This is a genomic window from Pseudogemmobacter faecipullorum (genome assembly GCF_020539525.1).
Lineage (GTDB): Bacteria > Pseudomonadota > Alphaproteobacteria > Rhodobacterales > Rhodobacteraceae > Pseudogemmobacter > Pseudogemmobacter faecipullorum.
This window is the reverse complement of record NZ_JACDXX010000006.1, coordinates 147,698-170,183: the sequence shown is the minus strand read 5'-3', so window position 1 is coordinate 170,183 and position 22,486 is coordinate 147,698. Positions and strand designations below refer to the sequence as shown.

Annotated in this window: 23 protein-coding genes; 12 read left to right on the top strand and 11 right to left on the bottom strand. The window is 63.5% G+C overall.

Annotated elements, in window-relative coordinates; all coding sequences use genetic code 11:
• The first annotated feature begins 209 nt into the window (after window positions 1-209).
• On the top strand, window positions 210-953 hold the full coding sequence (locus tag H0485_RS08580; RefSeq protein ID WP_226934954.1) for an EcsC family protein: 744 nt from the start codon (window positions 210-212) through the stop codon (window positions 951-953).
• A 77-nt stretch (window positions 954-1,030) separates the two neighbouring features.
• On the opposite strand, the gene H0485_RS08575 is transcribed toward H0485_RS08580, so the two are convergent.
• Both H0485_RS08575 and H0485_RS08570 read right to left on the bottom strand, forming a co-directional pair.
• On the bottom strand, window positions 1,031-2,272 hold the full coding sequence (locus tag H0485_RS08575) for a lytic murein transglycosylase (RefSeq protein ID WP_226934953.1): 1,242 nt from the start codon (window positions 2,270-2,272) through the stop codon (window positions 1,031-1,033).
• A 95-nt stretch (window positions 2,273-2,367) separates the two neighbouring features.
• On the bottom strand, window positions 2,368-3,114 hold the full coding sequence (locus tag H0485_RS08570; RefSeq protein ID WP_226934952.1) for an RNA methyltransferase: 747 nt from the start codon (window positions 3,112-3,114) through the stop codon (window positions 2,368-2,370).
• A gap of 238 nt (window positions 3,115-3,352) precedes the next feature.
• Here H0485_RS08570 and H0485_RS08565 point away from each other — a divergent pair, with 238 nt between their 5' ends.
• Complete coding sequence (locus H0485_RS08565) at window positions 3,353-3,973, top strand: thiamine phosphate synthase (protein WP_226934951.1); 621 nt, start codon at window positions 3,353-3,355, stop codon at window positions 3,971-3,973.
• 127 nt (window positions 3,974-4,100) lie between these two features.
• Here H0485_RS08565 and murI read toward each other — a convergent pair whose 3' ends face one another.
• On the bottom strand, window positions 4,101-4,913 hold the full coding sequence (murI, locus tag H0485_RS08560; RefSeq protein WP_226934950.1) for a glutamate racemase: 813 nt from the start codon (window positions 4,911-4,913) through the stop codon (window positions 4,101-4,103).
• 280 nt (window positions 4,914-5,193) lie between these two features.
• Between murI and H0485_RS08555 the strand changes: the two genes are divergently transcribed.
• The 4 genes from H0485_RS08555 to grxD all read left to right on the top strand — a co-directional run bounded on the left by H0485_RS08555 (window position 5,194) and on the right by grxD (window position 9,727).
• Window positions 5,194-6,099 (top strand): LysR family transcriptional regulator, encoded by a 906-nt coding sequence (locus H0485_RS08555; RefSeq protein ID WP_226935005.1) that lies wholly within the window; start codon window positions 5,194-5,196, stop codon window positions 6,097-6,099.
• Between the two features lie 614 nt (window positions 6,100-6,713).
• Window positions 6,714-8,876, top strand: coding sequence for a phosphoribosylformylglycinamidine synthase subunit PurL (gene purL, locus H0485_RS08550; protein WP_226935004.1), 2,163 nt, complete (start codon window positions 6,714-6,716; stop codon window positions 8,874-8,876).
• A 137-nt stretch (window positions 8,877-9,013) separates the two neighbouring features.
• Window positions 9,014-9,256, top strand: coding sequence for a BolA/IbaG family iron-sulfur metabolism protein (locus tag H0485_RS08545; RefSeq protein ID WP_226934949.1), 243 nt, complete (start codon window positions 9,014-9,016; stop codon window positions 9,254-9,256).
• 111 nt (window positions 9,257-9,367) lie between these two features.
• A complete protein-coding gene (gene grxD, locus H0485_RS08540) occupies window positions 9,368-9,727 on the top strand; it encodes a Grx4 family monothiol glutaredoxin (protein WP_226934948.1) in 360 nt (119 codons plus the stop codon).
• A 91-nt stretch (window positions 9,728-9,818) separates the two neighbouring features.
• Here grxD and H0485_RS08535 read toward each other — a convergent pair whose 3' ends face one another.
• From H0485_RS08535 to H0485_RS08525, 3 genes are read right to left on the bottom strand one after another with little or no spacing between them, the layout of a single operon-like run.
• Complete coding sequence (locus tag H0485_RS08535) at window positions 9,819-10,214, bottom strand: MliC family protein (RefSeq protein ID WP_226934947.1); 396 nt, start codon at window positions 10,212-10,214, stop codon at window positions 9,819-9,821.
• Window positions 10,207-10,593 carry a cell division protein ZapA gene (locus H0485_RS08530; RefSeq protein ID WP_226934946.1) on the bottom strand — a complete coding sequence of 129 codons (387 nt, stop codon included), beginning with the start codon at window positions 10,591-10,593 and terminating at the stop codon, window positions 10,207-10,209. The genes H0485_RS08535 and H0485_RS08530 overlap by 8 nt, the downstream gene beginning before the upstream one ends.
• A complete protein-coding gene (locus H0485_RS08525; RefSeq protein ID WP_226934945.1) occupies window positions 10,586-11,293 on the bottom strand; it encodes a hypothetical protein in 708 nt (235 codons plus the stop codon). The genes H0485_RS08530 and H0485_RS08525 overlap by 8 nt, the downstream gene beginning before the upstream one ends.
• A gap of 303 nt (window positions 11,294-11,596) precedes the next feature.
• On the opposite strand from H0485_RS08525, the gene tkt reads away from it, so the two are divergent.
• On the top strand, window positions 11,597-13,612 hold the full coding sequence (gene tkt / locus H0485_RS08520) for a transketolase (protein ID WP_226934944.1): 2,016 nt from the start codon (window positions 11,597-11,599) through the stop codon (window positions 13,610-13,612).
• A gap of 175 nt (window positions 13,613-13,787) precedes the next feature.
• Here tkt and H0485_RS08515 read toward each other — a convergent pair whose 3' ends face one another.
• Together H0485_RS08515 and H0485_RS08510 are read right to left on the bottom strand one after the other, a co-directional pair.
• A complete protein-coding gene (locus H0485_RS08515) occupies window positions 13,788-14,279 on the bottom strand; it encodes a VOC family protein (protein WP_226934943.1) in 492 nt (163 codons plus the stop codon).
• A gap of 107 nt (window positions 14,280-14,386) precedes the next feature.
• Window positions 14,387-15,499: an anhydro-N-acetylmuramic acid kinase gene (locus H0485_RS08510; protein ID WP_226934942.1), complete on the bottom strand. Its 1,113-nt coding sequence runs from the start codon at window positions 15,497-15,499 to the stop codon at window positions 14,387-14,389.
• Between the two features lie 65 nt (window positions 15,500-15,564).
• Here H0485_RS08510 and tyrS point away from each other — a divergent pair, with 65 nt between their 5' ends.
• Window positions 15,565-16,896: a tyrosine--tRNA ligase gene (gene tyrS / locus H0485_RS08505; RefSeq protein ID WP_226934941.1), complete on the top strand. Its 1,332-nt coding sequence runs from the start codon at window positions 15,565-15,567 to the stop codon at window positions 16,894-16,896.
• A 108-nt stretch (window positions 16,897-17,004) separates the two neighbouring features.
• Here the strand turns inward: tyrS and H0485_RS08500 are convergent, their stop codons facing one another.
• The gene (locus tag H0485_RS08500) at window positions 17,005-17,697 is read right to left on the bottom strand and encodes a peptidylprolyl isomerase (RefSeq protein ID WP_435531488.1); all 693 of its coding nucleotides are present in this window, start codon (window positions 17,695-17,697) and stop codon (window positions 17,005-17,007) included.
• Entirely contained in the window at window positions 17,687-18,196 is a 510-nt protein-coding gene (locus H0485_RS08495; RefSeq protein WP_226934940.1) for a peptidylprolyl isomerase, read from the bottom strand. The genes H0485_RS08500 and H0485_RS08495 overlap by 11 nt, the downstream gene beginning before the upstream one ends.
• 204 nt (window positions 18,197-18,400) lie before the next feature.
• Here H0485_RS08495 and H0485_RS08490 point away from each other — a divergent pair, with 204 nt between their 5' ends.
• The 3 genes from H0485_RS08490 to H0485_RS08480 all read left to right on the top strand — a co-directional run bounded on the left by H0485_RS08490 (window position 18,401) and on the right by H0485_RS08480 (window position 21,040).
• Window positions 18,401-19,591 (top strand): phosphoglycerate kinase, encoded by a 1,191-nt coding sequence (locus tag H0485_RS08490; protein ID WP_226934939.1) that lies wholly within the window; start codon window positions 18,401-18,403, stop codon window positions 19,589-19,591.
• Window positions 19,592-19,693: 102 nt separating this feature from the next.
• Window positions 19,694-20,587 carry a fructose bisphosphate aldolase gene (locus tag H0485_RS08485; protein ID WP_226934938.1) on the top strand — a complete coding sequence of 298 codons (894 nt, stop codon included), beginning with the start codon at window positions 19,694-19,696 and terminating at the stop codon, window positions 20,585-20,587.
• Between the two features lie 150 nt (window positions 20,588-20,737).
• Window positions 20,738-21,040 (top strand): FtsB family cell division protein, encoded by a 303-nt coding sequence (locus tag H0485_RS08480; RefSeq protein WP_226934937.1) that lies wholly within the window; start codon window positions 20,738-20,740, stop codon window positions 21,038-21,040.
• 26 nt (window positions 21,041-21,066) lie between these two features.
• On the opposite strand, the gene H0485_RS08475 is transcribed toward H0485_RS08480, so the two are convergent.
• Window positions 21,067-21,405, bottom strand: a complete 339-nt coding sequence (locus tag H0485_RS08475; protein WP_226934936.1) for a hypothetical protein — start codon at window positions 21,403-21,405, stop codon at window positions 21,067-21,069.
• Window positions 21,406-21,678: 273 nt separating this feature from the next.
• Here H0485_RS08475 and H0485_RS08470 point away from each other — a divergent pair, with 273 nt between their 5' ends.
• Entirely contained in the window at window positions 21,679-22,416 is a 738-nt protein-coding gene (locus tag H0485_RS08470) for a peptidoglycan peptidase (protein ID WP_226934935.1), read from the top strand.
• Window positions 22,417-22,486: the final 70 nt, after the last annotated feature.

The window sequence follows — 22,486 nt, the reverse complement described above, 5'->3', positions numbered from 1 at the left end:
CCCCGGCTGCCACTCCCCGGCTACCCCGCTTCCGGTTGCCCCGCTCCGGTTACGCCTGCAGCGCAGAGAGGCGGGAAGGGCTCTGCCCCGGCTGCCCTGCCGCCCCTTGCAGCTGCGCCCTCCCTTCCCATATCTGAGCGATGAACATATCAGATCATGAGGCTTCTGGCGGCGCCTCACCTGCCGCCCGCACCGCAGCCCCCCCTCCGATGCCGCTGCCTGCCCCGGCCCTGGCCGAGATCAGGGCGCTGGCGCTGCGCTGGAAAAAGGCAAATGGCCCGGTGATGACGCTGCTGACCCGCTTTGGCGGCAGGATCGAGCATCAGCTGCCCGCCCTGCCCAAAGCCATGACGCAGCGGATCGAGGAGATCACCGCCCGGGCGCTGGAAAGCTCATACAGCCTGGCGCGCCAGGGCGGACGCCTGCCCGGCAGCGGCGATTACGGCACCACGGCGGCGGCGCTGACCGCTGGCCTCGCCGGCGGGGCGGCGGGTCTGCCCGGCGCGATTGCCGAACTGCCCTTCACCATCACCGTGCTTTTGCATGCGATCCGGCGCGAGGCGGTGAAGGCGGGCTTTGACCCCGAGGATCCCTGGATCATGGCCGAGGCTCTGCGCACCTTTGGCTCGGGCTCGCCGATGGCGGCGGATGACGGGGTTAATACGGCTTTATTCTCGGCCCGCGCCACACTGACCGGCCCGGCTCTGCACGGGCTGATCTCCAGCGTCGCGCCGAAACTGGCCACCGCGCTCGGGCAAAAGCTGGCGGCCCAGGCGGTGCCGGTGCTGGGCGCGCTTTCGGGCGCGGCGATCAATACCGCCTTCCTGCGCTATTACCGCGAACTGGCCGCGATCCGCTTCGCGCTTTTGCGCCTGTCACAAAGCCATGGCGCCACGCCGGTGCTGGAGCATTTCGCCGATGCGGCGGGCCAGCCAAGGATCGTCAGGGCCTGAAAAAATCGTCAGGGCCTGAAAAACTCAGGAAAGGCCTGACATAAAAGGGGCGCCCGCAGCGCCCCTTTTCCGTTGCCTCAGCGCAGAGCCGCCAGCAGCGCCGGCGAAGGCTCACCCGTCACCGCCATGCCGCGCCGCGCCTGGAAGGCGCTGATCGCCTCGCGCGATTTCGGGCCGATCACCCCATCGGTGCCGCCGGTGTCAAAGCCCTGGGCGGTCAGGCGCGACTGCAGCTCCTGGCGCTGCGCCTTGGTCAGCCCATTGGCATCCGGCCCGAAAGCGGCGCGCACCGGCCCGCCGCCACGCAGCCGGTCGGCCAGATGGCCGATGCCGATGGCGTAATTCTCGGCATTATTATAGCGCAGGATCACGTTGAAATTCTGCGTCAGCAGGAAGGCGGGCGTGCCCACCCCGCCCGGAGCGATGATCGAACCGGAGGCCAGCGCGCCGCCGCCGCCCGCGCGCGAGACACCGAGCGCCGACCATTCCGCCGCCGATTTCCCCTTGCCGCGCCCGAGCAGGCCCGGGTTGAAATCGGAAGGCAGCGCCACCTCCATCCCCCAGGGCAGGCCGGTCTGCCAGCCGGTGCGCTTCACATAATTCGCGGTCGAGGCGAGAGCATCGGTCGGATCATCCGACCAGATATCGCGCCGCCCGTCGCCTGTGAAATCCACCGCATATTGCAGATAGGAGGTCGGGATGAACTGAGTATGGCCCATCGCCCCCGCCCAGGAGCCGATCATCCGCTCGGGCGTGGTATCGCCCGATTGCAGGATGCGCAGAGCACCGTCGAGCTGGCCTTCAAAGAAAGCGCCGCGCCGCCCGTCATAGGCCAGGGTTGAGAGCGCCGAGACCACCGGCACATTGCCGCGCCTGGTGCCGAAGAAGCTTTCCAGCCCCCAGAAGGCGGCAACCACATGACCCTCGACCCCGTAGCGGGCCTCGATCTGCGCCAGCACCCCGCCATAGCGCGCCATCATCTGCCGCCCGAGCGAGATCCGCTCATCTGAGGCCGCGATCGAGAGGTAATCCTCGAGCGAGCGTCTGAACTCGGTCTGATTGCGGTCTTTCTCGATCACATCGGGCAGGAAGCCGGCCGAGCGGAAGGCGCTGTTCACCGTAGCCGAAGAAATGCCCCGCCCGGTGGCGCGGGCCTTATAGCCCTCAACCCAGGCGTCCCAGCCCGGATTAGCCACCGCGCGTGGCGCGGCGGTCTCACGCGATCCGGACAGACCTGCGCCGCCCCGCGTGCCGCCGCCCACGCAGCCCGCAAGCAGGGCTCCGGCGGCGGTCAGCGAAAAAACTCTGCGCGTAATCATAAGCCTGCCTCACTGTTATGCACTTTTGCGCAATCTCGCCGATCCGCTAGGCTCCGTAAAGGCCACAGCGTGAGGCCCTGGCGGGGCTTCGCTCCTCAGCCCTGATTTTTGCGAAACAGGATCTGGCGCAGCATACCATGCAGGCTCTGCACCTCGGCGCGGGTCAGGCCCAGACGGCCCCACATATTGCGCAGGCTCAGCCGCATACCCTCGGCCCTGGTCTCGGGAAAGAAGAAGCCCGCCTCCTCCAGCCGCTCTTCATAATGATCGCCCAGCCGGGTGATCTCTTCGCGGCTGGCCAGTTCGGTACGGGCAAGGCCCATCACACTTGCCGGCACCTCACTGCCCTGACGGCCCCATTCATAGGCCAGAAGCAGCACCGCCTGGCCCATATTCAGCGAAAAGAATTCGGGGTTCACCGGTACGGTGACAATGGCATTGGCATGGACGATATCGGCATTTTCCAGCCCGGCGCGTTCCGGCCCGAACAGGATGGCCACTTTCCTGCCCTGCGCCGCCATTTCGCGCGCCGAGGCCATGGCGCGTTCCGGCGTCACCACCTCTTTGACCAGCTCGCGTGAGCGCGCGGTGGTGGCAAAGACATAATCGCAATCCGCCACCGCCGAGGCCAGATCGGGGAAGATCCCGGCCTGATCGAGCACCCGCCCCGCGCCCGAGGCCATGGCATTGGCTTTCGGGTTCGGCCAGCCATCGCGCGGATCAACGATGCGCAGCCGGTCGAGGCTGAAATTCAGCATGGCACGCGCCGCGGCACCGATATTCTCGCCCATCTGCGGCCGCACCAGCACCACCACCGGGGTTATACTCTCTGCCTCAGCCATCGGTGGCCCTCTCTTCTGCGCAAAAGCTGCGCGTGACTACCCTGCCCGGCCCCGGCCTACAAGCAAAGCAGATGTCGCGCCCGGCCCGGAGCAGCAAAGAGCAAAGGCCGCAGCCCCCCAGGCAGAGGGGGCCGCAGAAAGAGGCGCAGGGGGGGCTCAGCCGCCTGGTAGCCAAAACCCCAAAACCCTGCTAATCCCCGGCGATCCTATTGCCCCCGACCGTTGCCGGAGCCCGAGAATGTCTGCTGAAGACCGCCCGCAAATCAATCTGATCACCCCGCCCACCTTCCGCACCGATCTGTTTGCCGATCAGCTGGCCCGGGTGCTCGATGAGCATGAGATCGCCTGCCTGCGCATCTCGCTCGCCACCAAAGACAGCGAAAGCCTCGGTATTGCCGCCGATCTGTGCCGCGAGATCGCGCATCAGCGCGATGTGGCGGTGGTGATCGACAGCCATCTGCTGCTGGCGCAGCGCCACGGGCTCGACGGGGTGCATCTGGCCGATGGCGCGCGCTCGGTGCGCGCGGCGCGCAAAGAGCTGGGCCCGGATGCGATCATCGGCGCCGGCTGTGGCGTCACCCGCCATGAGGGGCTGAATGCCGCCGAGGCCGGGGCCGATTACGTGGCCTTTACGCCGGTGGGCGAAACCGGGCTGGGCGATGGCACCAGCGCTGATTTCGACCTGTTCGAATGGTGGTCGGAAATGATCGAAGTGCCGGTGATTGCCGAGGGCGGGCTGACCGCTGAGCTGATCGGTCGTTTCGGCCCGGTCACCGATTTCTTCGGCATTGGCGAGGAAATCTGGCAGGCAGAAAACCCTTCGGCGGCGCTGAAGACCCTGCTCGCCCCGCTCGGCTGATTTCATCTGTCGAAAAATATCCCGAGGCAGGCTGGCCCCGCCAGCCGGGGCAGTGCCCCCTCTCTTCCTGACCACAGCAGTAAAAAAGGGGCCCGAACGGGCCCCTTTTTCGTTCTGGCCCGATGGCTCAGGCGGCGACAAACTCAATTTTGCGGCGCAGGAACTGGGTCGCATGGGTCGAGACCGCCTCGGGATCGCCGGTGGTCAGGAATTTGCTCTCACGCCCCGGGCCCAGCATTTCCGGGCGGCGCTTCAGGTAATCACTCAGGCTGGCCGCGACCAGATTGGCCTGGCTATAGACCTTCACCCCGGCACCCAGCGCCTTTTGGAACACCGGCTCGAGCAGCGGATAATGGGTGCAGCCAAGGATCGCCGCCTCAGGCTTTGGCATCCGCCGCTTCAGCGCCTCGACATGGCTTTTGACCAGCGCCTCGGCCAGCATTTCATCACCCTGTTCAATCGCATCCACAAGGCCGCCGCAGGGCTGGGCCTCGACATCAACGCCGATGGCGCGGAAGGCCAGTTCGCGCTGAAAGGCGCGCGAGGAGACCGTGGCCGGGGTGGCGAACAAAGCCACATGTTTCACCGCCACTTCGCGCGGCGGCGAGTTATCGCCCCAGTTGCGCTCGGTCATTGCCTCGATCAGCGGCACGAAAACCCCCAGCACGCGCTTATCGGCGGGCAGCCAGCTCTCCTGCATCCGGCGCAGAGCCGCGGCCGAGGCGGTATTGCAGGCCAGAATCACCAGATCACAGCCCTCGGCCCAGAGCCTTTCAGTGGCAGCGCAGGTCAGATTGTAAATGTCATCGGGGGTGCGCACGCCATAGGGCGCATGGGCATTGTCACCGAAATAGACAAAGGGCACTTCGGGCAGCGCTTTTGACACCGCATCCAGCACTGTCAGACCGCCAAGGCCCGAATCGAATACACCTACTGCCATACCTGCCCTCTTTCACCCGGTGCCCGCCGCCAGAGCCGGGCCGCCTTCCTGCGCTGATCCGCCTGCAATGCCTGCCATCTGCCTGATTTTAACCGACAGCCGCTGCAACTCAGCGCAGCATAGGCGCAAGCTTTGCCCCGAGAAAGCGGATCCTGTGACCCGAGCGGCGCAAAAAAGCGTCAATTCGACGCTGGCACAGCAAAAATGCAGGATCAGGTTTTCCTCTGGCGCATGGCTTGTGATAGGCTGCAGCCGGATGACAGAGGTGTGTATTGCGATGATGGACTGGGATAAGCTGCGGATATTTCATGCGGTTGCCGACCGCGGTAGTCTGACCCATGCGGGAGAGGTGCTGCATCTGTCGCAATCCGCCGTCAGCCGGCAGATCCGCGCGCTGGAGGAAAGCCTCGACACCACTTTGTTCCACCGCCATGCCCGCGGCCTGATCCTGACCGAACAGGGGGAATTGCTGTTTGAGGCCACCCAGGCCATGGCCAAGCGCCTCGAAGCCGCCTCGGCCCGGATCCGCGACAGCGAGGATGAGGTGTTTGGTGAACTGCGCGTCACCACCACCATGGGCTTTGGCACGCTCTGGCTCGCGCCGCGCCTCGCCCGGCTTTACGAGAAATTCCCGGCGCTGAAGATCGATCTGATGCTCGAGGAGCGGGTGCTCGATCTGCCGATGCGTGAGGCCGATGTGGCGATCCGGATGAAAGAGCCGAGCCAGGCCGATCTGATCCGCCGCCGCCTGATGAATATCCGCATGCGCCTCTATGCCACGCCGGAATATCTGGCGCGCAATGGCACGCCGCAGACCATGGCCGATATGAGCCGGCACCGGCTGATCTGCCAGCATCCCGGCACGCCGCAGGTCGCCTCGGGCGCAAGGATGGTCCAGGAGATCATGGCATATGACATCCCCTCGACCCTGCATGTGAACAATTATTTCGGCGTGCAGCAGGCGGTGATCAATCATCTCGGCATCGGCGTGCTGCCCGATTACACCACCGAGGAATATCCGCAGCTGGTGCGGGTGCTCGATGATGTCGAATCGGGCGAGGTGCCGGTCTTCCTCGCCTATCCCGAAGAACTGCGGCATTCGAAACGGGTCGCCGCCTTCCGCGATTTCGTCACCGAAGAGATCACCAGCTTCCGCCGCAGCCATAATCACAGCCAGAACAGCTGAGACGCCCGCGCCAGGCGCAGCCCGGGCACCCGCCTGGCCGTGACACCCCACCTCGGCCTGCTATCCTGCCCCGGCCTGACACAGCCCCTGCCCCTCCCTCTGCGGGAGGGGCGGCTCGCCCCACCTTCCAGGCCTGATCCGGGTTTTCAGGGCGACAGAACAACCCCTGATTGAAAAAACTGTTACCGCAAACACACGAGTGATGAAGCCATGCGGGCTTCGCATAGCAGCATTGTCCCCCTGCGACATTGCTGCACTTGCGCAATCCGCAGACAGCCCATAAATGAGGCATCGAGGCACTGATCGGGGCAACCTGATCGTCCTCACCTCCCTGTTGGACTTAGGCCGAGCTTTGCTCGGCCTTTTTTTTTTGCCTGGCGCTATAGTCCTGCGCTGCATTGCGGCGCGCCCGGGGGCTTTACACCACCCCCTCCCGGCCCCGGCCCCGGCCTCCCGGGCCGCAGCGCATCCGGCTTTTCGCCTGGCGGGCAGCAGATCGGGCTGAATTCACTGCCGCCAGCCCTTCCGGCCCTTCCCTGATCGGTCCGGGTACTCTAAGAGGCTGGCAACTTCCCCAACTGCCGCTGAACGGAGCCAGATCCATGAGCGAAGCCTTGCGCGAACCCGCAATCACCCCCGACCTGGTGGCCTCGCACGGGATCAAGCCCGATGAATATGAGCGCCTGCTGGAAATTCTTGGCCGTGAGCCTTCCTTCACCGAACTCGGCATCTTCTCGGCGATGTGGAACGAGCATTGCTCGTATAAATCCTCGAAGGTCTGGCTGCGCACCCTGCCGACCACCGGCCCCCAGGTGATCTGTGGCCCGGGTGAGAATGCCGGTGTGGTCGATATCGGTGATGGCCAGGCGGTCATCTTCAAGATGGAAAGCCATAACCACCCTTCCTATATCGAACCGCACCAGGGCGCGGCGACCGGCGTGGGCGGCATTCTGCGCGACGTCTTCACCATGGGCGCACGCCCGGTGGCGGCGATGAACGCTTTGTCCTTCGGCCTGCCCTCGCATCCGAAAACCGCGCATCTGGTCAAGGGCGTGGTTGAGGGCGTCGGCTCTTACGGCAATGCCTTTGGCGTGCCGACCGTGGGTGGCGAAGTGCGCTTCCACAAAAGCTATAACGGCAACTGCCTCGTCAATGCTTTCGCCGCCGGTCTCGCCGATGCCGATAAGATCTTCTATTCGGCGGCTTCGGGCGTCGGCATGCCAGTGGTCTATCTTGGCGCGAAAACCGGCCGTGACGGCGTCGGCGGCGCGACCATGGCCTCGGCCGAGTTCGATGACACGATCGAGGAGAAGCGTCCCACCGTTCAGGTTGGCGACCCCTTCACCGAAAAGCGTCTGCTCGAAGCCTGCCTTGAGCTGATGCAGACCGGCGCGGTGATCTCGATCCAGGATATGGGCGCGGCGGGTCTGACCTGCTCGGCTGTTGAGATGGGCGATAAGGGTGGCCTCGGCATCAAACTGCAGCTCAATGACGTGCCGCAGCGTGAAACCGGCATGACCGCCTATGAGATGATGCTCTCGGAAAGCCAGGAGCGTATGCTCATGGTGCTCAACCCCGAGCTCGAGGATGTGGCCCGCGCCATCTTCGTCAAATGGGATCTTGATTTCGCCATCGTCGGCGAGACCATCCCGGAAGACCGCTTCCTGATCCTGCATGGTGATGAGGTGAAGGCGGATATTCAGCTCTCGAAACTGTCTTCCTCGGCCCCCGAATATAACCGCCCCTGGGTCGAGACCCCGAAGCCAGCCCCCCTGGGTGAAGTGCCCGCGATTGGCGCGATTGCCGGGCTGAAAGCGCTGCTCTCCTCGCCGAACTATGCCCATAAGGGCTGGGTGTTTGAGCAATATGACAGCCAGGTCGGCGCCGATACCGTCGTCACCCCCGGTCTGCCCGCCGGTGTGATCCGCGTGCATGGCACCGATAAGGGCCTCGCCTTCACCTCGGACGTGACGCCGCGCTATGTGAAGGCCAATCCGTTTGAGGGCGGCAAACAGGCGGTGGCGGAAGCTTACCGCAACCTGACTGCCATGGGTGCGCTGCCGCTGGCCACCACCGATAATATGAACTTCGGCAATCCCGAAAAGCCCGAGATCATGGGCCAGTTCGTCGGCGCGATCAAAGGCATCGGCGAAGCCTGCATCGCGCTCGATATGCCGATCGTCTCGGGCAACGTCTCGCTTTACAATGAGACCGACGGCTCGGGCATTCTGCCGACCCCGACCATCGGCGCGGTGGGGATCCTCGCCTCGCTCGATGATGTGATCGCCGGCAAACCCGCCGAGGGCGATATCGCTTTGCTGATCGGTGAGAGCTTTGGCCATCTCGGCCAGTCGGCCCTGCTCGCCGAGGCCTTTGGCATCGAGGGCGGCGATGCGCCCAATGTCGATCTGGAAGCCGAGAAGAAGAACGGCGATTTCGTCCGCGCCTGGCGTCGCAGCGTGCTTGCGGCCTCGGATCTCGGCGATGGCGGCCTGGCGCTCGCGGCCTTTGAAATGGCCGAACGCGCCGGTCTTGGCATCAGCCTGATCCCGGGCGAGACCGGTGCGCTCTTTGGGGAAGACCAGGCCCGCTATCTGCTCGCCGTGCGCGAGACTGCGGCGGCTGAGATCGAAGCGGCGGCGATCACCGCGGGCGTTGAGGTGATCCGCATCGGCCGCTTCGGTGGCAGCACCGTCAGCCTCGGCGGCGATGAGGCCAGCCTGGCCGAGCTTTCGGCGCTCTACCGCGGGTCTTTCGCCGCCACTGTCGGCCTCTGATCCGCTCAGAATACAGACTGCAAAGGGGCGGGTCGCAGGGCCTGCCCCTTTTGCTTGCCCTGCCGCCCCGCCTCCTCTCTTGCGGTGCGAGAGGCCAGGGCATACATCTTGAGGCAGACGATTGAAGGAGCATCCCGATGCCAATGGAAGGCAAGGACATTGAGGCCCTGATCCGGGAAGCTTTCCCCGAGGCCAAAATCACCATCACCGACCTCGCCGGTGACGGCAATCACTGGTCGGCGGAGGTGATCGACGAAAGCTTCCGCGGTAAAAACCGGGTGCAGCAACAGCGCGCCGTCTATGCCAGCCTGCAGGGCAAAATGGATGGGGCGCATGGTGAGCTGCATGCCCTTGCGCTGACCACGAAAGCGCCGGATTAATCGCCCTCCCGCCGGGCTGCGGCCGCTGTGGGAAAACCTTGTAACACTGCCGGGGCCGCAGAGGCCTTGTGAACCACCGGGCCGGCGCTGGCGGGCTGAAAGGATAAAGAGATGAGCGCGCAGGATCAGATCCGCGAAACCGTTGAAAAGAACGATGTGGTGCTGTTCATGAAGGGCACCAAAACCATGCCGCAATGTGGCTTTTCCAGCCGCGTCGCAGGGGTGCTGAACTATATGGGCATCGAATATACCGATGTGAACGTGCTGGCCGATGCCGAGATCCGTCAGGGGATCAAGGATTTCTCCGACTGGCCGACCATCCCGCAGCTCTATGTCAAAGGCGAATTCGTCGGTGGCTGCGATATCGTCACCGAAATGACCCTCTCGGGTGAGCTTGACACCCTGCTGAGCGAGAATGGCATCGCCTTCAACAAGGAAGCCGCTGACAAGATCCGCGAAGCCAACGGCTGATCCGGCTCTGACGTTCCGGCTCTGACGCGATAAAAAAGCCCCGGATGCAGCTTTGCATCCGGGGCTTTTTCTGTTTGCGGGCTGGCTTTGCTCAGCCGGCGGCCGCATGGCAATTGTCGAGGATGGTGGTTTCCTCACCCTGCTTGCGCCACATCAGAAACGCGCTGTCACCCTTGCTCCACCAGACATAGCTGCCGCTGTCATCGCCCGTGCCATAGCGCGCGCCCGAGGCCGAAACCTCATTCTCCAGCACCACCTGACGGTTCTCCAGCATCAGCACCGCAAGGCTGCCCTCGGCGGCATTCACATAGGTGACCTGAACCGGAACTTCACGGTCGCAGGAATAATACATCGACATATAGTCGGGAACGGTGGCGACCGGCATAGCCCCGGTCTCCTCGCTGCTGCTCGCTTCGGCCAGCGCTGCCATCGGCAGCAAAGACCAAGTGAGGCAGGCCACAGCCCGGCGCGCGAAAGCCTTATTCATTTTTACCATCCAGCCGTTTTTCGTCAAAAGACATCGCCAGCGATTCCGCCCTGGCGGCAATTGCCGCGAGGGTCTCGGGCACCTGGGGCGGCACCACCGGCACCTCGATCTTCTGTGGCGCCGGGGCCGGACGTGCCTCAATTTCCGCCAGCTGCTCGCGCAGACGGCGCAGCTCATCCTCATGGGCGGCGGTGCGGTCGGCCAGCATCAGACCCGCCATCAGCAGCATTTTCACCTCGGGCAGACGCCCCATTGAGGCAACCAGCGGCTGCGCCTCCTGATCGAGCATGGCCGCAGCCGAGCGCAGGAAATGCTCTTCGCCCGGCTGACAGGAGACGAGGAAGGGACGGCCACCGATCAGAACTTCGATATCAGGCATTTGCGACCTCCTGCAGATGGGTGTCGAGGGCGGCGGAAATTTCTTCAAGCTCGGCCGTTTCAGCAAGACGCGCCGCGCGCAGGGCGTCAAGCTCGGCCAGCATGGCGCGGTTGATCAGCGTCGGATCGCTCAGCCCCGCCGCTGCGGCTTCGCGCAGACGCCCCAGCTCGGCGGTCAGCGTGCCAACGACGCGGCGCAGCCGGGCCGCCTCCAGGCCCTGGCTGTCGAGCTGGGCGGTGGTTTCGGCGAGCTTTTTCTCAAATTCGGCCCGCATCACCGCCTCACGCTCGCGCGCCTCCTGCAGGCGCTCGCGCATCTTGGCGAGGATCGGCTCGTTACGGGTGGGTTCGGGCTCCGGCTCCGGTGCGGGCACTACTGCGGCAGCGGCCGCTGCGGCGGCGGCAACAGCGGCCTCGGCCTCGCCCCGGGCAGAATCGGCTTCAGCCCGGGCGGCGGCAGCCTCGCCCTTTGCCTGTGCGGCCTGCCCCTGTGCAGCGGCAGCCTCGCCCCGTGCGGCCTCGGCCTCGGCCTCAGCGGTTCTGGCGCGGCTTTCCGCCGCGATCCGGGCCTCGGCCTCGGTTCTCACCTCGGCCTCAGCACGGGCACGGGCTGCATTTGCAACGGAAACCGTCTCTATCCCTGCCTCAATTCGCTTCAGCGCGGCAGTGATCCGACGTTCGTATTCGACGATTTCCTGCATATCTGCCCCTCGCACTCCTTCACGCTCAAATCGGGGCGGCGCATTCGCGCCCTGCCCTTCCCGTGTTATCAGGTACTTAGCAGCACCTTTTGCCAAAGGATAACCCGCGCGATTCGCAGGCGAAAGCCCCGCTGACAAGTTTCCTGTCATTTGCGCGAGCCGGTGCCAGGCCGTTTCCGCCGGTGACAAGCTCCATTTCCTGCCGGGGCAGCGGCAAAACACCGGCACGCGGCTTGATCTTGGGTCCGGTGCCGACTAGAGGCAGTCCTGTTTCCGCTATCATTGCACAAGGAACCGGCTCCCGTGGATATTGCAACGCTCCGTGCCCGCCACCCCGATCACTGGATGCGCTCCAGCGCGATCCGTACTCTGGCGCTTGATGCGGTTGCCGCCGCCAATTCCGGTCACTCCGGCATGCCGATGGGCATGGCCGATGTAGCGACCGTGCTGTTCTCAAAGCACCTGAAATTCGATCCCAAAGCCCCGCGCTGGCCGGATCGCGACCGTTTCATCCTCTCGGCCGGTCACGGCTCGATGCTGATCTATGCGCTGCTGCATCTGACCGGCTATGAGGATGTCACCCTCGAGCAGATCAAAAACTTCCGCCAGTGGGGCGCCATCACCGCCGGTCACCCGGAATATGGCCATGTCTCGGGCGTCGAGACCACCACCGGCCCGCTCGGCCAGGGCATTTCGAACGCTGTTGGCTTTGCCATGGCCGAAGAGAACCTGCGCGCCCGTTATGGGGCCAAAGTCCAGGATCACTTCACCTATGTGATCGCAGGCGACGGCTGCCTGATGGAAGGCGTCAGCCAGGAAGCCATCGGCATTGCCGGCCGTCAGAAACTGTCGCGCCTGATCGTGCTCTGGGACAATAACGACATCACCATCGACGGTAAGGTCTCGCTCTCGGATGTGACCGACCAGCGCGCCCGCTTTGCCGCTTCGGGCTGGGATGTGTTCCATTGCGACGGCCATGATCCGGAAGATATCGACCGCGCCATCACCGAGGCGAAAAAGTCGCCGCGTCCGGCGCTGATCGACTGCAAAACCCATATCGCCCTCGGCCATGCCGCCCAGGACACTTCCAAGGGCCATGGCGCGCTGACCGATAAGGCGCAGATGGCTGCCGCCAAAGAAGGCTATGGCTGGCCCTATGCCGCCTTTGAGATCCCGGCCGAGATCAAAACCTGGTGGGAAAGCCTCGGCAAGCCGGGCGCGGCTGCGCGTGCCGAATGGGAAACCCGTTTCGCCGCTCTGCCCGCCGGCAAGAAAGCCGAGTTCGAGCGCAGCTTCGCGCTGGAAGCCCCTGCCAAGCTGGCTGCCGCCATCCGCACGCTGAAAAAGCAGGCCGCAGCCGATCAGCCGAAACTGGCCACCCGCTCGGCTTCGGAAAAAGTGCTGAATGTGATCAACCCGATCCTGTCCGAGACCTTCGGCGGCTCGGCTGACCTGACCGGCTCGAACAATACCAAAACCGCGGATCTGGGCGCCTTTGACATCGACAGCCGCAAGGGCCGTTACATGTACTGGGGCATCCGTGAGCACGGCATGGCCGCGGCGATGAACGGCATGGCTCTGCATGGCGGCTTCCGTCCCTATTCGGGCACCTTCATGGCCTTCACCGATTACGCGCGCCCCTCGATGCGTCTTTCGGCGCTGATGGGTCTGCCGGTGGTCTATGTCATGACCCATGATTCGATCGGTCTGGGCGAGGATGGCCCGACCCACCAGCCGGTTGAACATCTGGCGATCTCGCGCGCGACGCCGAACACCCTGGTGTTCCGTCCGGCCGATCTGACCGAAGTGGCCGAGGCCTGGGAGATCGCTTTCACCCGTAAGGCAACGCCTTCGGTCATGGCTTTGTCGCGGCAGAACCTGGTCGCGGTGCGCAAGACCTATACCGCGCAGAATATGACCGCCAAAGGCGCCTATATTCTGGCCGAGGCCGAGGGCAAGCGTCAGGTGATCCTGATGGCTTCGGGCTCGGAAGTGGAAATCGCCATGGCGGCACGCGAGCTGCTGCAGTCGCAGGGCATCGGCACCCGCGTGGTCTCGGTTCCCTCGATGGAGCTGTTTGCCGAGCAGGACGAAGCCTACCGCAAAAAAGTGCTGCCGGCCGGCCCGGTGCGCGTGGCGATTGAAGCCGGGGTGCGTCTGCCCTGGGATCGTTTCCTGCTGGGTGAGCGTGGCCGTGACACCAAAGCCGATTTCGTCGGCATGTCCTCCTTCGGCGCTTCGGCCCCCTATGAGCGTCTCTATAAAGAATTCGGCATCACCGCCGAGGCTGCGGCTGAAAAAGCCAAAGCCCTGCTCTGAGCCGGTCCTTTATTCTCAGCTAAGACAGGCGCCTTCGGGCGCCTGTTTTCATCTCAGCCTGAGGGGTCCGGTCGGTGCAGGCCGGATGGCCCCGGCCGCCGCGCCAGAGCGCTTCAGCCAGGACCGAAGCACCGCCCCCCCTGCCCTGGTTTCTCTGCTCCAGGCTCTGCCCGGATCAGCCGGGGCCTTCGCCGCGCCGCGCCGCGTCAATCGCCGCCACATCGATTTTGCGCATCGTCATCATCGCGGCAATGGCACGCGCCGCCTCCTCGCCCCCCGCGGCCAGCGCCTCGGTCAGAGTGCGTGGCGTAAACTGCCAGCTGACGCCCCAGCGATCCTTACACCAGCCGCATTCGCTTTCCTGGCCGCCATTTGAGACAATGGCATGCCAGAGCCGGTCGGTTTCGGCCTGATCCTCGGTGGCGATCTGAAACGAGAAAGCCTCGGTCTGCGGAAAGGCAGGGCCGCCGTTTATCCCGAAACAGGGGATACCAGCGATGGTAAAGCCGACGGTCAGCACATCGCCCTTTTTGCCGCCGGGGTAATCGACTGGCGCGTGATACAGCTTGCCGAGGCTGGAATCCGGTATCACCCCGGCATAAAAGCGCGCCGCCGCCTCGGCGTCTTTATCATACCAGATGCAGATGGTGTTTTTTGCGATCTCCACAGCGGCGCCCTCCCCTGGCTCAGCCCTGCCGGTCCGACAGCCCCCAGTCTGCCACAATCAGCATCCCGGGTCGCCGGAAAAGGTCTGAACCAGACCGGAGCCAGGCCTTATCCCGCCGGGCGGCTGACCTGGCCGCCGCCGACATTGGCCGCCACCCCGGTGGTCGAAGGCCCGGAGGTCGGCAGGCCCATGGCCACCCGCACCGCCAGATAGGCAAAGGCCTGGGCCTCGAGCATATCGCCGTCAAAGCCCGCCGCCTCGACCGGCTGCACCGCGCAGCGCAATTGCCGGGCGAGGCCCTTCATCAGCACCGGATTATGCCGCCCGCCGCCGCAGACCAGCAGTTGCGAGACCGGTCTGGGGAAATGCTCTGCCCCCTTTGCCACGGCCGATACGGCTGCCGCCGTGAGCGTTGCCGCCGCCGCCGGGGTGTCGAGCTTTTTCACCGCCTGAACCAGGCCCGTGAAAGCATCACGGTCGAGCGATTTCGGCGGCATTTTCAGAAAATAGCTGTGTTTCAGGAAGGCCTCGAGCAAAGCCCGTTTCACCCGCCCCTTTGCCGCGATCTTACCGCCTTCATCATGGCTGAGGCCGAGCCGGGCCTGGATCAGATCATTGATCGGCGCATTGGCCGGGCCAGTGTCAAAGGCCAGCAGCGCGCCCTCGCTCTCAGGCCCGGGCAGGCCCGGGTCAATCCAGGTCAGATTGCCGACGCCGCCAAGGTTGAGGAAGGCCAGCGGCTCGGCCGCGCCCATCTGTTTTGCCAGAGCAAAATGGTAATAGGGCGCGAGCGGCGCACCCTGGCCGCCAAGCGCCACATCCGAGCTGCGAAAATCCCAGACCACCGGCAGCCGGGTGAATTCGGCCAGCAAAGCGCCACTCCCGGCCTGATGCGTGCCGCGCCCGCCCGGCTCATGCGCCAGGGTCTGGCCGTGAAAGCCGATCAGATCGGCGCCCTCAAAACGGGCCAGCAGCTCGGCATGGGCGGTCTCGACCACTTCGGCGGCCTCAGCCACCCCCGCCTCGCCCGGCCAGCGCCCGAGCGCGCGCCGCAGCACCGCCTGCTCTGCGGCACTATAGGGGCGGAAGGCCGAGGGGCCAAATTCCAGCACCTGATGGCCATCGGTACGGATCATCGCCGCATCCACCCCATCGAGCGAGGTGCCCGACATGGTGCCAAGCGCCCAGACCGGGCCTTTTTTCCATGCGTCTTTGCGCATCTTTCCCTTTTACCCCCGCCCCGCTATACCGCCTCCACTATTTGCACGAGAGCGCGGGGCACACCATGGTTTACCATCCGAAATCCGAATTCCTGCGCGTGATGTTCGAGCGCGGCTTTGTCGCCGACTGCACGGATTATCAGGCGCTTGACGAGGCTCTGATCAAGGGCGTCGTCCCCGCCTATATCGGCTATGATGCCACTGCCGCCTCGCTGCATGTCGGCCATCTGATGAATATCATGGTTCTGCGCTGGCTGCAGAAGACCGGCCATAAACCGATCACCCTGATGGGCGGCGGCACCACCAAAGTGGGCGACCCCTCGTTCCGCTCGGATGAGCGCCCGCTGCTGACCCCGGAAAAGATCGATGAGAATATTGCCGGCATGGGCCGGGTCTTCGCGAAATACCTCAGCTATGGCGACGGCCCGACCGATGCTATCATGCTCAATAATGCGGAATGGCTGGATAATCTTAATTATCTCGAATTCCTGCGCGATATTGGCCGCCATTTCTCGGTCAATCGCATGCTGTCGTTTGAGAGCGTGAAATCGCGTCTCGACCGCGAGCAGTCGCTGTCGTTCCTCGAATTCAACTATATGATCCTGCAGGCCTATGACTTCCTCGAGCTGAACCGCCGCTATGGCTGTGTTTTGCAGATGGGCGGCTCGGATCAGTGGGGCAATATCGTCAATGGCGTCGATCTGACGCGCCGGGTGATTGACCAGCAGATCTGGGGCCTGACCACGCCGCTCTTGACCACTTCGGACGGCCGCAAAATGGGCAAGAGCGCCAATGGCGCGGTCTGGCTGAATGACCAGATGCTCTCGCCCTATGAGTTCTGGCAGTTCTGGCGCAATACCACCGATGCCGATGTCGGCCGCTTCCTGAAGATCTTCACCGAACTGCCGGTTGAGGAATGCGACCGTCTGGCCGCCCTGCAGGGCAGCGAGATCAATGAGGCCAAGGTGATCCTCGCCAATCTGGCAACCGCTTTGCTGCATGGCGAAGAGGCGGCGAAAGCCGCCGAGGCCACGGCGCGCGAAGCGTTCAGCGGCGTCAGCATAATCGATCCAGACATCATTGAAAAAGTTAAGACCGCTAGGGGAAATGGGCCACTAACCCTCGACATGCTGCACGAAATCATTGGCCTTTCTTTGCCATCTTTCGTCGTTAGCTTAGATGACGTGAACGAAGGAATACCTGTTCTCAAATTGTTCGTGCAGACAGGACTGGCAGCATCTAGCAAAGATGCCAAGCGCCTGTTCCAGGAGGGCGGCGCGAAGATGAATGACGAGGTGCTGAGCGATGCCGGTCTGCGCCTGAGCGCCGCCGATCTGGCGCAGCCGGTCAAGCTGACCGCAGGCAAGAAGCGCCACGCCCTGGTGGTTCTGGGCTGACCCCCCTCCCGCGCCCGCCGCTGAGGCGGGCCGGGACCAGAGATCGCAAAATTTAAAAAGGGGCCCGCAAAGGGCCCCTTTTTCTGTTCTCAGACCTGCGTCCAGCGCTTATTGCGCCGGGGCCTCAGCCTCAGCCGGAGCTGCTGCCGCCTCGCCCTCGACCGTGACTTTCACCATCACATCGGGGGTTTCTGCCACCGCACCATTGGCCTCCGGGGCGCCGCGCTTGATCTTATTGACCACATCCATGCCCTCGATCACGCGACCGACCACAGTATACTGGCCATTCAGCGAGTAGCCCGGGGCGAACATGATGAAGAACTGGCTGTTGGCCGAGTTCGGATCCTGGCTGCGCGCCATGCCGACCACGCCCGGATCAAAGGGCGTCGGACCGAATTCTGCCTCGATATCGGGCAGATGCGAGCCGCCCATGCCGGGGCCGATATATTGCAGCGGAATTTCCATCCCGTCATGCAGCACCGTGCCCTCGGCCTGACCTTTCGGCATGGCCTCGATCGTGGCTTTCAGGCTGTCGGGCTTGCCGAACTGCACATCGCCGGTCTGGGCCATAAAGCCCTCGATCACCCGGTGGAAGACGACGCCATCATAGGCCCCCTCTTTCGCCAGGGCGACGATCTGCGCCACATGTTTCGGCGCGGTTTCCGCGGCGAGGTCGATGACGACACGGCCATTGGCCTCGCCGGCGATCTCGATCACCAGATTCGGGCCCGGCCCATCCCCGACCTGCGCCATGGCCGGAGCGGCCATAGCGAGGGTGAGGGCTGCGATTTTACGCAACATCTGCAGCCACCCGGACAGTGATCATGCGGTCCGGCGAGACCGGCGGCTCGCCACGGGTGATTTTATCGACAAATTCCATGCCCGATATGACCCGGCCGTAAACGGTATACTGGCCATTGAGGAAATGGTTGTCCTTGAAGTTGATGAAGAACTGGCTGTTGGCCGAGTTCGGATTGGCCGAGCGTGCGGCGCCGATCGAACCACGGTCATGCGGCAGTTTCGAGAATTCTGCCGGCAGATCATCATATTGCGACCCGCCCGTGCCCGAGCGGCGCGGGTTATAGTCTTTTTCCATATTGGCATGTTCAACATCGCCGGTCTGGGCCATGAAACCCTCGATCACGCGATGGAAGGCGACATTGTCATAGGCCTTGTCGCGTGCGAGCTGCTTCATACGCTCGGCATGTTTGGGGGCGACATCCGGGAGAAGCTCGATCACCACTTCGCCGTCTTTCAGCGTGAGGATGATGGTGTTCTCAGGATCCTTGATCTCGGCCATTTGTGCTTCCCTTGCAGGCTTTTGAATGGCGCGGAAGGTAGCCGGGAGTCACTGTAAGGGGAAGGGCTAATGGCGTGATCGGTTGACGAGGGCGCAAATGTCGCCGAAAGAATTGCGCGAAAACCCGGAAAAGCGGTAAGTGCTAGCGCTAACGGCGGCAGAAACCACAGCAAAACCACCGCAGAAACCACGAAGGAATCCGATATGGCCTGGAAAACGCTCGATGACATCGCTCTTGCCGGCAAGACGGTCCTGACCCGCGTGGATATCAATGTGCCAATGGATAATGGTCAGGTCAGCGACACCACCCGCATCGATAAGATCCGCCCCACGGTCGAGGATATTATCGCCCGCGGCGGCAAAGTGGTGCTGCTGGCGCATTTCGACCGCCCCAAAGGCAAGGTGGTGCCCGAAATGAGCCTCGGCCAGGTCGCCGGCGCGCTGGAGGCCTCGCTGGGCCGCAGGGTGATCTTCCCGGCCGAAAGCATCGGTGCGCAGGCCAAAGCCGCGATTGCCGCGGCGGGCCCCGGTGATGTGGTGCTGCTGGAAAACACCCGTTTCCATGCCGGCGAGGAAAAGAATGACCCCGGCCTTGCGGCAGAATTCGCCGCGCTTGGCGATGTCTTCGTCAATGATGCCTTCTCGGCAGCGCATCGCGCCCATGCCTCAACCGAAGCCCTGGCCCGCGCTTTGCCCCATGCCGCAGGCCGACTGATGGAGGCCGAGCTGAAAGCGCTCGACGCGGCGCTTGGCACGCCCGCCCGCCCGGTGATCGCGGTGGTCGGGGGCGCCAAAGTCTCGACCAAGCTCGACCTCCTGGGCAATCTGGTCGCCAAAGTCGATCACCTCGCCATCGGCGGCGGCATGGCCAATACTTTCCTCGTCGCCCAGGGCATAGAGGTCGGCAAATCCCTCGCCGAGCGCGATATGGCCGAAACCGCACGCGAGATCCTGAAAAAAGCCGAAGCCGCAGGCTGCCAGATCCATCTGCCGGTCGATGTGGTGGTGGCGCGCGAGTTTAAGGCCAATGCGCCGAGCCAGATCGTCTCGGCCTCGGCCTGCCCTGAGGATGCGATGATCCTCGATGCCGGCCCCGAGACCGTGGCAAGGCTGAAATCGGTGATGGCGCATTGCGCGACGCTGATCTGGAACGGCCCGCTCGGCGCCTTTGAGCTGACACCTTTTGATGCCGCGACGGTGGCTGCCGCGAAAGAGGCCGCGCGTCTGACCGCAGCCGGTTCGCTGATCTCGGTCGCAGGCGGCGGCGATACGGTGGCGGCACTGAATCAGGCCGGGGCTGCCGGGGATTTCACCTTTATTTCCACGGCAGGCGGTGCTTTCCTCGAATGGATGGAAGGCAAGGAACTGCCGGGTGTGGCAGCGCTTATGGCCTGAACCCTGCCTGCTCTGCAGGCGGTGGCGCTAACAGCATTGCAGCGGCCGGGGCGAAAGCGCTATGCGGCCGCTGACAGTTTATTTTCCGGAAGGATCATTGCGATGAGCAAGGCAGAAATGACGGCGCAGATCGCCAGAGGCAATGGCTTTATTGCCGCGCTCGATCAGTCGGGCGGCTCGACCCCGAAAGCGCTGAAGCTTTACGGCGTCGAGGCCGATGCCTGGAGCGATGAGGCCGGCATGTTTGACCTCGTCCATGCCATGCGTTCGCGCATCATCAAATCGCCGGCTTTCGCGGGCGATAAAGTGGTCGGTGCCATCCTGTTTGAGCAGACCATGGACCGCGCCATCGACGGTATCCCGACCGCGACCTATCTCTGGGACAAGCGCCGCGTCGTGCCCTTCCTGAAGATCGACAAGGGCCTCGCCGATGAGGTGAACGGCTGCCAGAAGATGAAGCCGATGCCCGAGCTGGACGCCCTGCTCGACAAGGCGGTGGCCGCTGGCATCTATGGCACCAAAATGCGCTCGGTCGTCTCGGCGGCCCATGATGCGGCGATCACCGAAGTGGTGGCGCAGCAGTTTGAGGTGGCAAAACAGATCATCGCCAAAGGCCTGATGCCGATCGTCGAGCCGGAGGTGACCATCACCATCCAGGACAAGGCCGAAGCCGAGGCGATCCTGCGCCGCGAGATCCTTGCTCAGCTTGACGCCCTGCCCGAGGGCCAGCAGGTGATGCTGAAACTCTCGCTGCCGAGCGTGGCAAACTTCTATGCCGATCTGGCTGATCATCCGAAAGTGCTGAAACTGGTGGCATTGTCGGGCGGCTATTCGCGCGATGAGGCCAATGCGAAACTGGCACAGAACCGCGGCATGATCGCCTCGTTCTCTCGCGCGCTTTCCGAAGGGCTGAATGCGAAACAGTCGGAAGCCGAGTTTGACGCCACGCTGCAAGCGGCAGTCGATTCGATCCATGCCGCTTCGGTCGCCGGCTGATCAGGGCGCGAGGGGGCAAAACCCTGCCCCTGGCCCATAGCCTTAAAATTAAGGGAATCCCTGCAGATATGGGATTCCCTTCTGATTCGTTTCATGTAATGATTCGGCCATGCCCCCGGTTAAGAGGGGCGAATGAGGCAGTGTTTGCAGATGGTCAGGGTTCAGAGAACGGGCAATATTGGCGGGCTGATCTATTTCGCCATCGCCTTCACTCTGGGTCTCTATTTCATCTTTGCAGCGGTACAAGGTGATTTCGGCGTGTTTCGGCGCGTCGAAATCAACGCTGAAGCCGAGGTTCTGCGCGGGGAGCGCGACCGGCTGGCTGCCGAGCTGGCGGCAATGCAGAACCTGACGCACCGCCTTTCCGACAATTACCTCGACAGTGATCTGCTCGATGAGCGCGCCCGCGATGTGCTGGGCTATATGCGCTTTGATGAGATCGTGATCCGCTGAGCCGCTTCGGCCCTGCCCTTCCCGCCTCAGGTCAACAGCGGCATGATATCGACGCCATCCCCGGGAAAGGTCGTCAGATGCGGATGGCCGACAAACATTTCGGCCGCAGCGCGCGCGTCCCCGGCCTCGACCACCAGATAGCCACACCAGAGGTTTTCGCCCGGGCCGATCCCCTCGCGGGTGACGCGGGTGGTCTTGCCCGACATGCCGCCGGGATCGAGGATCCGGTCCGCATATCGCGCCTCCCAGGCGCCCCATTCCGCGACGCCCCTCGCCTCGAGCGCGGCCTGCTCTTCCTGTGGCAGAGCCCGGAACCGGTCGCGATCCGCGGGCTGCAATGTGTAAACGGCCAGAAAACGCGGCATTTTTCTCTCCCCATCCCCGGTCACTCCCGGGCTGCAGCCATAGTATAACAGAATTGCCGCGCTTTTTCGCCCCCGGACCGGCCAGAGGCGGCAGAGCAGGTCTGACCCGAGAGCAACAGCTGAGGCGGACCCCAGCCAGAGCCAGGCGGGGCCTCCGGCTGCTGCTGCCATCCCCGTTTTGTCAGGGAAACGCTGAGGATATGAGCCCTTTGCGGGCATTCGGCGCCCGGCCTAAAGTTCCACAGGCAAGTATCATGATTGGCAGAGAAGAACATGAAACACACGATCCTGGCTGCTTCTGCGACTTTCGTTCTCAATGTGCCAGCATGGGCGCAAGATGAGGATACCATGGCAGGACCAGAGCCTGGCCAGCCTGACTATTCAGCGGTCATGACCGAAGCGGCATGGGACTGGCGACCCGGAGACCTGATTTTCCGAAATGGCATCAACGAAGCCGACGAGGCAGTGAAGCGCACTTTCAGCCTTCGGTGGGCCACGGTGGGGATTTTACGGCCAAGCAGCGGTGGCCCTCGCGTGGTTTTTGTCGATCACGACAACGGCGTCACAGAGGAAATGCTCTATGCATTTGTCGATGGCCTGTCAGGCGATGATTATGCCGCCTATCGTCCAGGCCAGCTTGACCCGGATTACAATCCTGAAACCGATGTGATGACCGCTGGTCCGATGGCGAAATTTGCCCTGCTCATCGCCTACGGTGCCCCGCAGGATAATCAGTTTTTATTCGGGAATGGGGCATTTTATGGTGCCGAACTGGCATATGAAGCGGCCCTGAACGCTGGCATTGTTCTGGGTTCCCCCGCCCGTCTGGGCGTTCTGCTGAACGGACCGCAGGACCTTGAGCCTGAGCTTCGACAGCTTCTCGCAGCGCATCGATATTGCGAATATGAGACATCTTTTGACAGCTGCTGGGAAACGCAGATTGCTAATCTGTCGATTGTTACGACCGATAGCCTGATCGCCTCGGGAGCGCTGGAACGGGTTTTTCCCTGACTGGCCTGCTTCCCCCGCATAGTGGTCCCGGCAGGCGTGTGATCCAGCACGACTGACCCGGCACGACTGG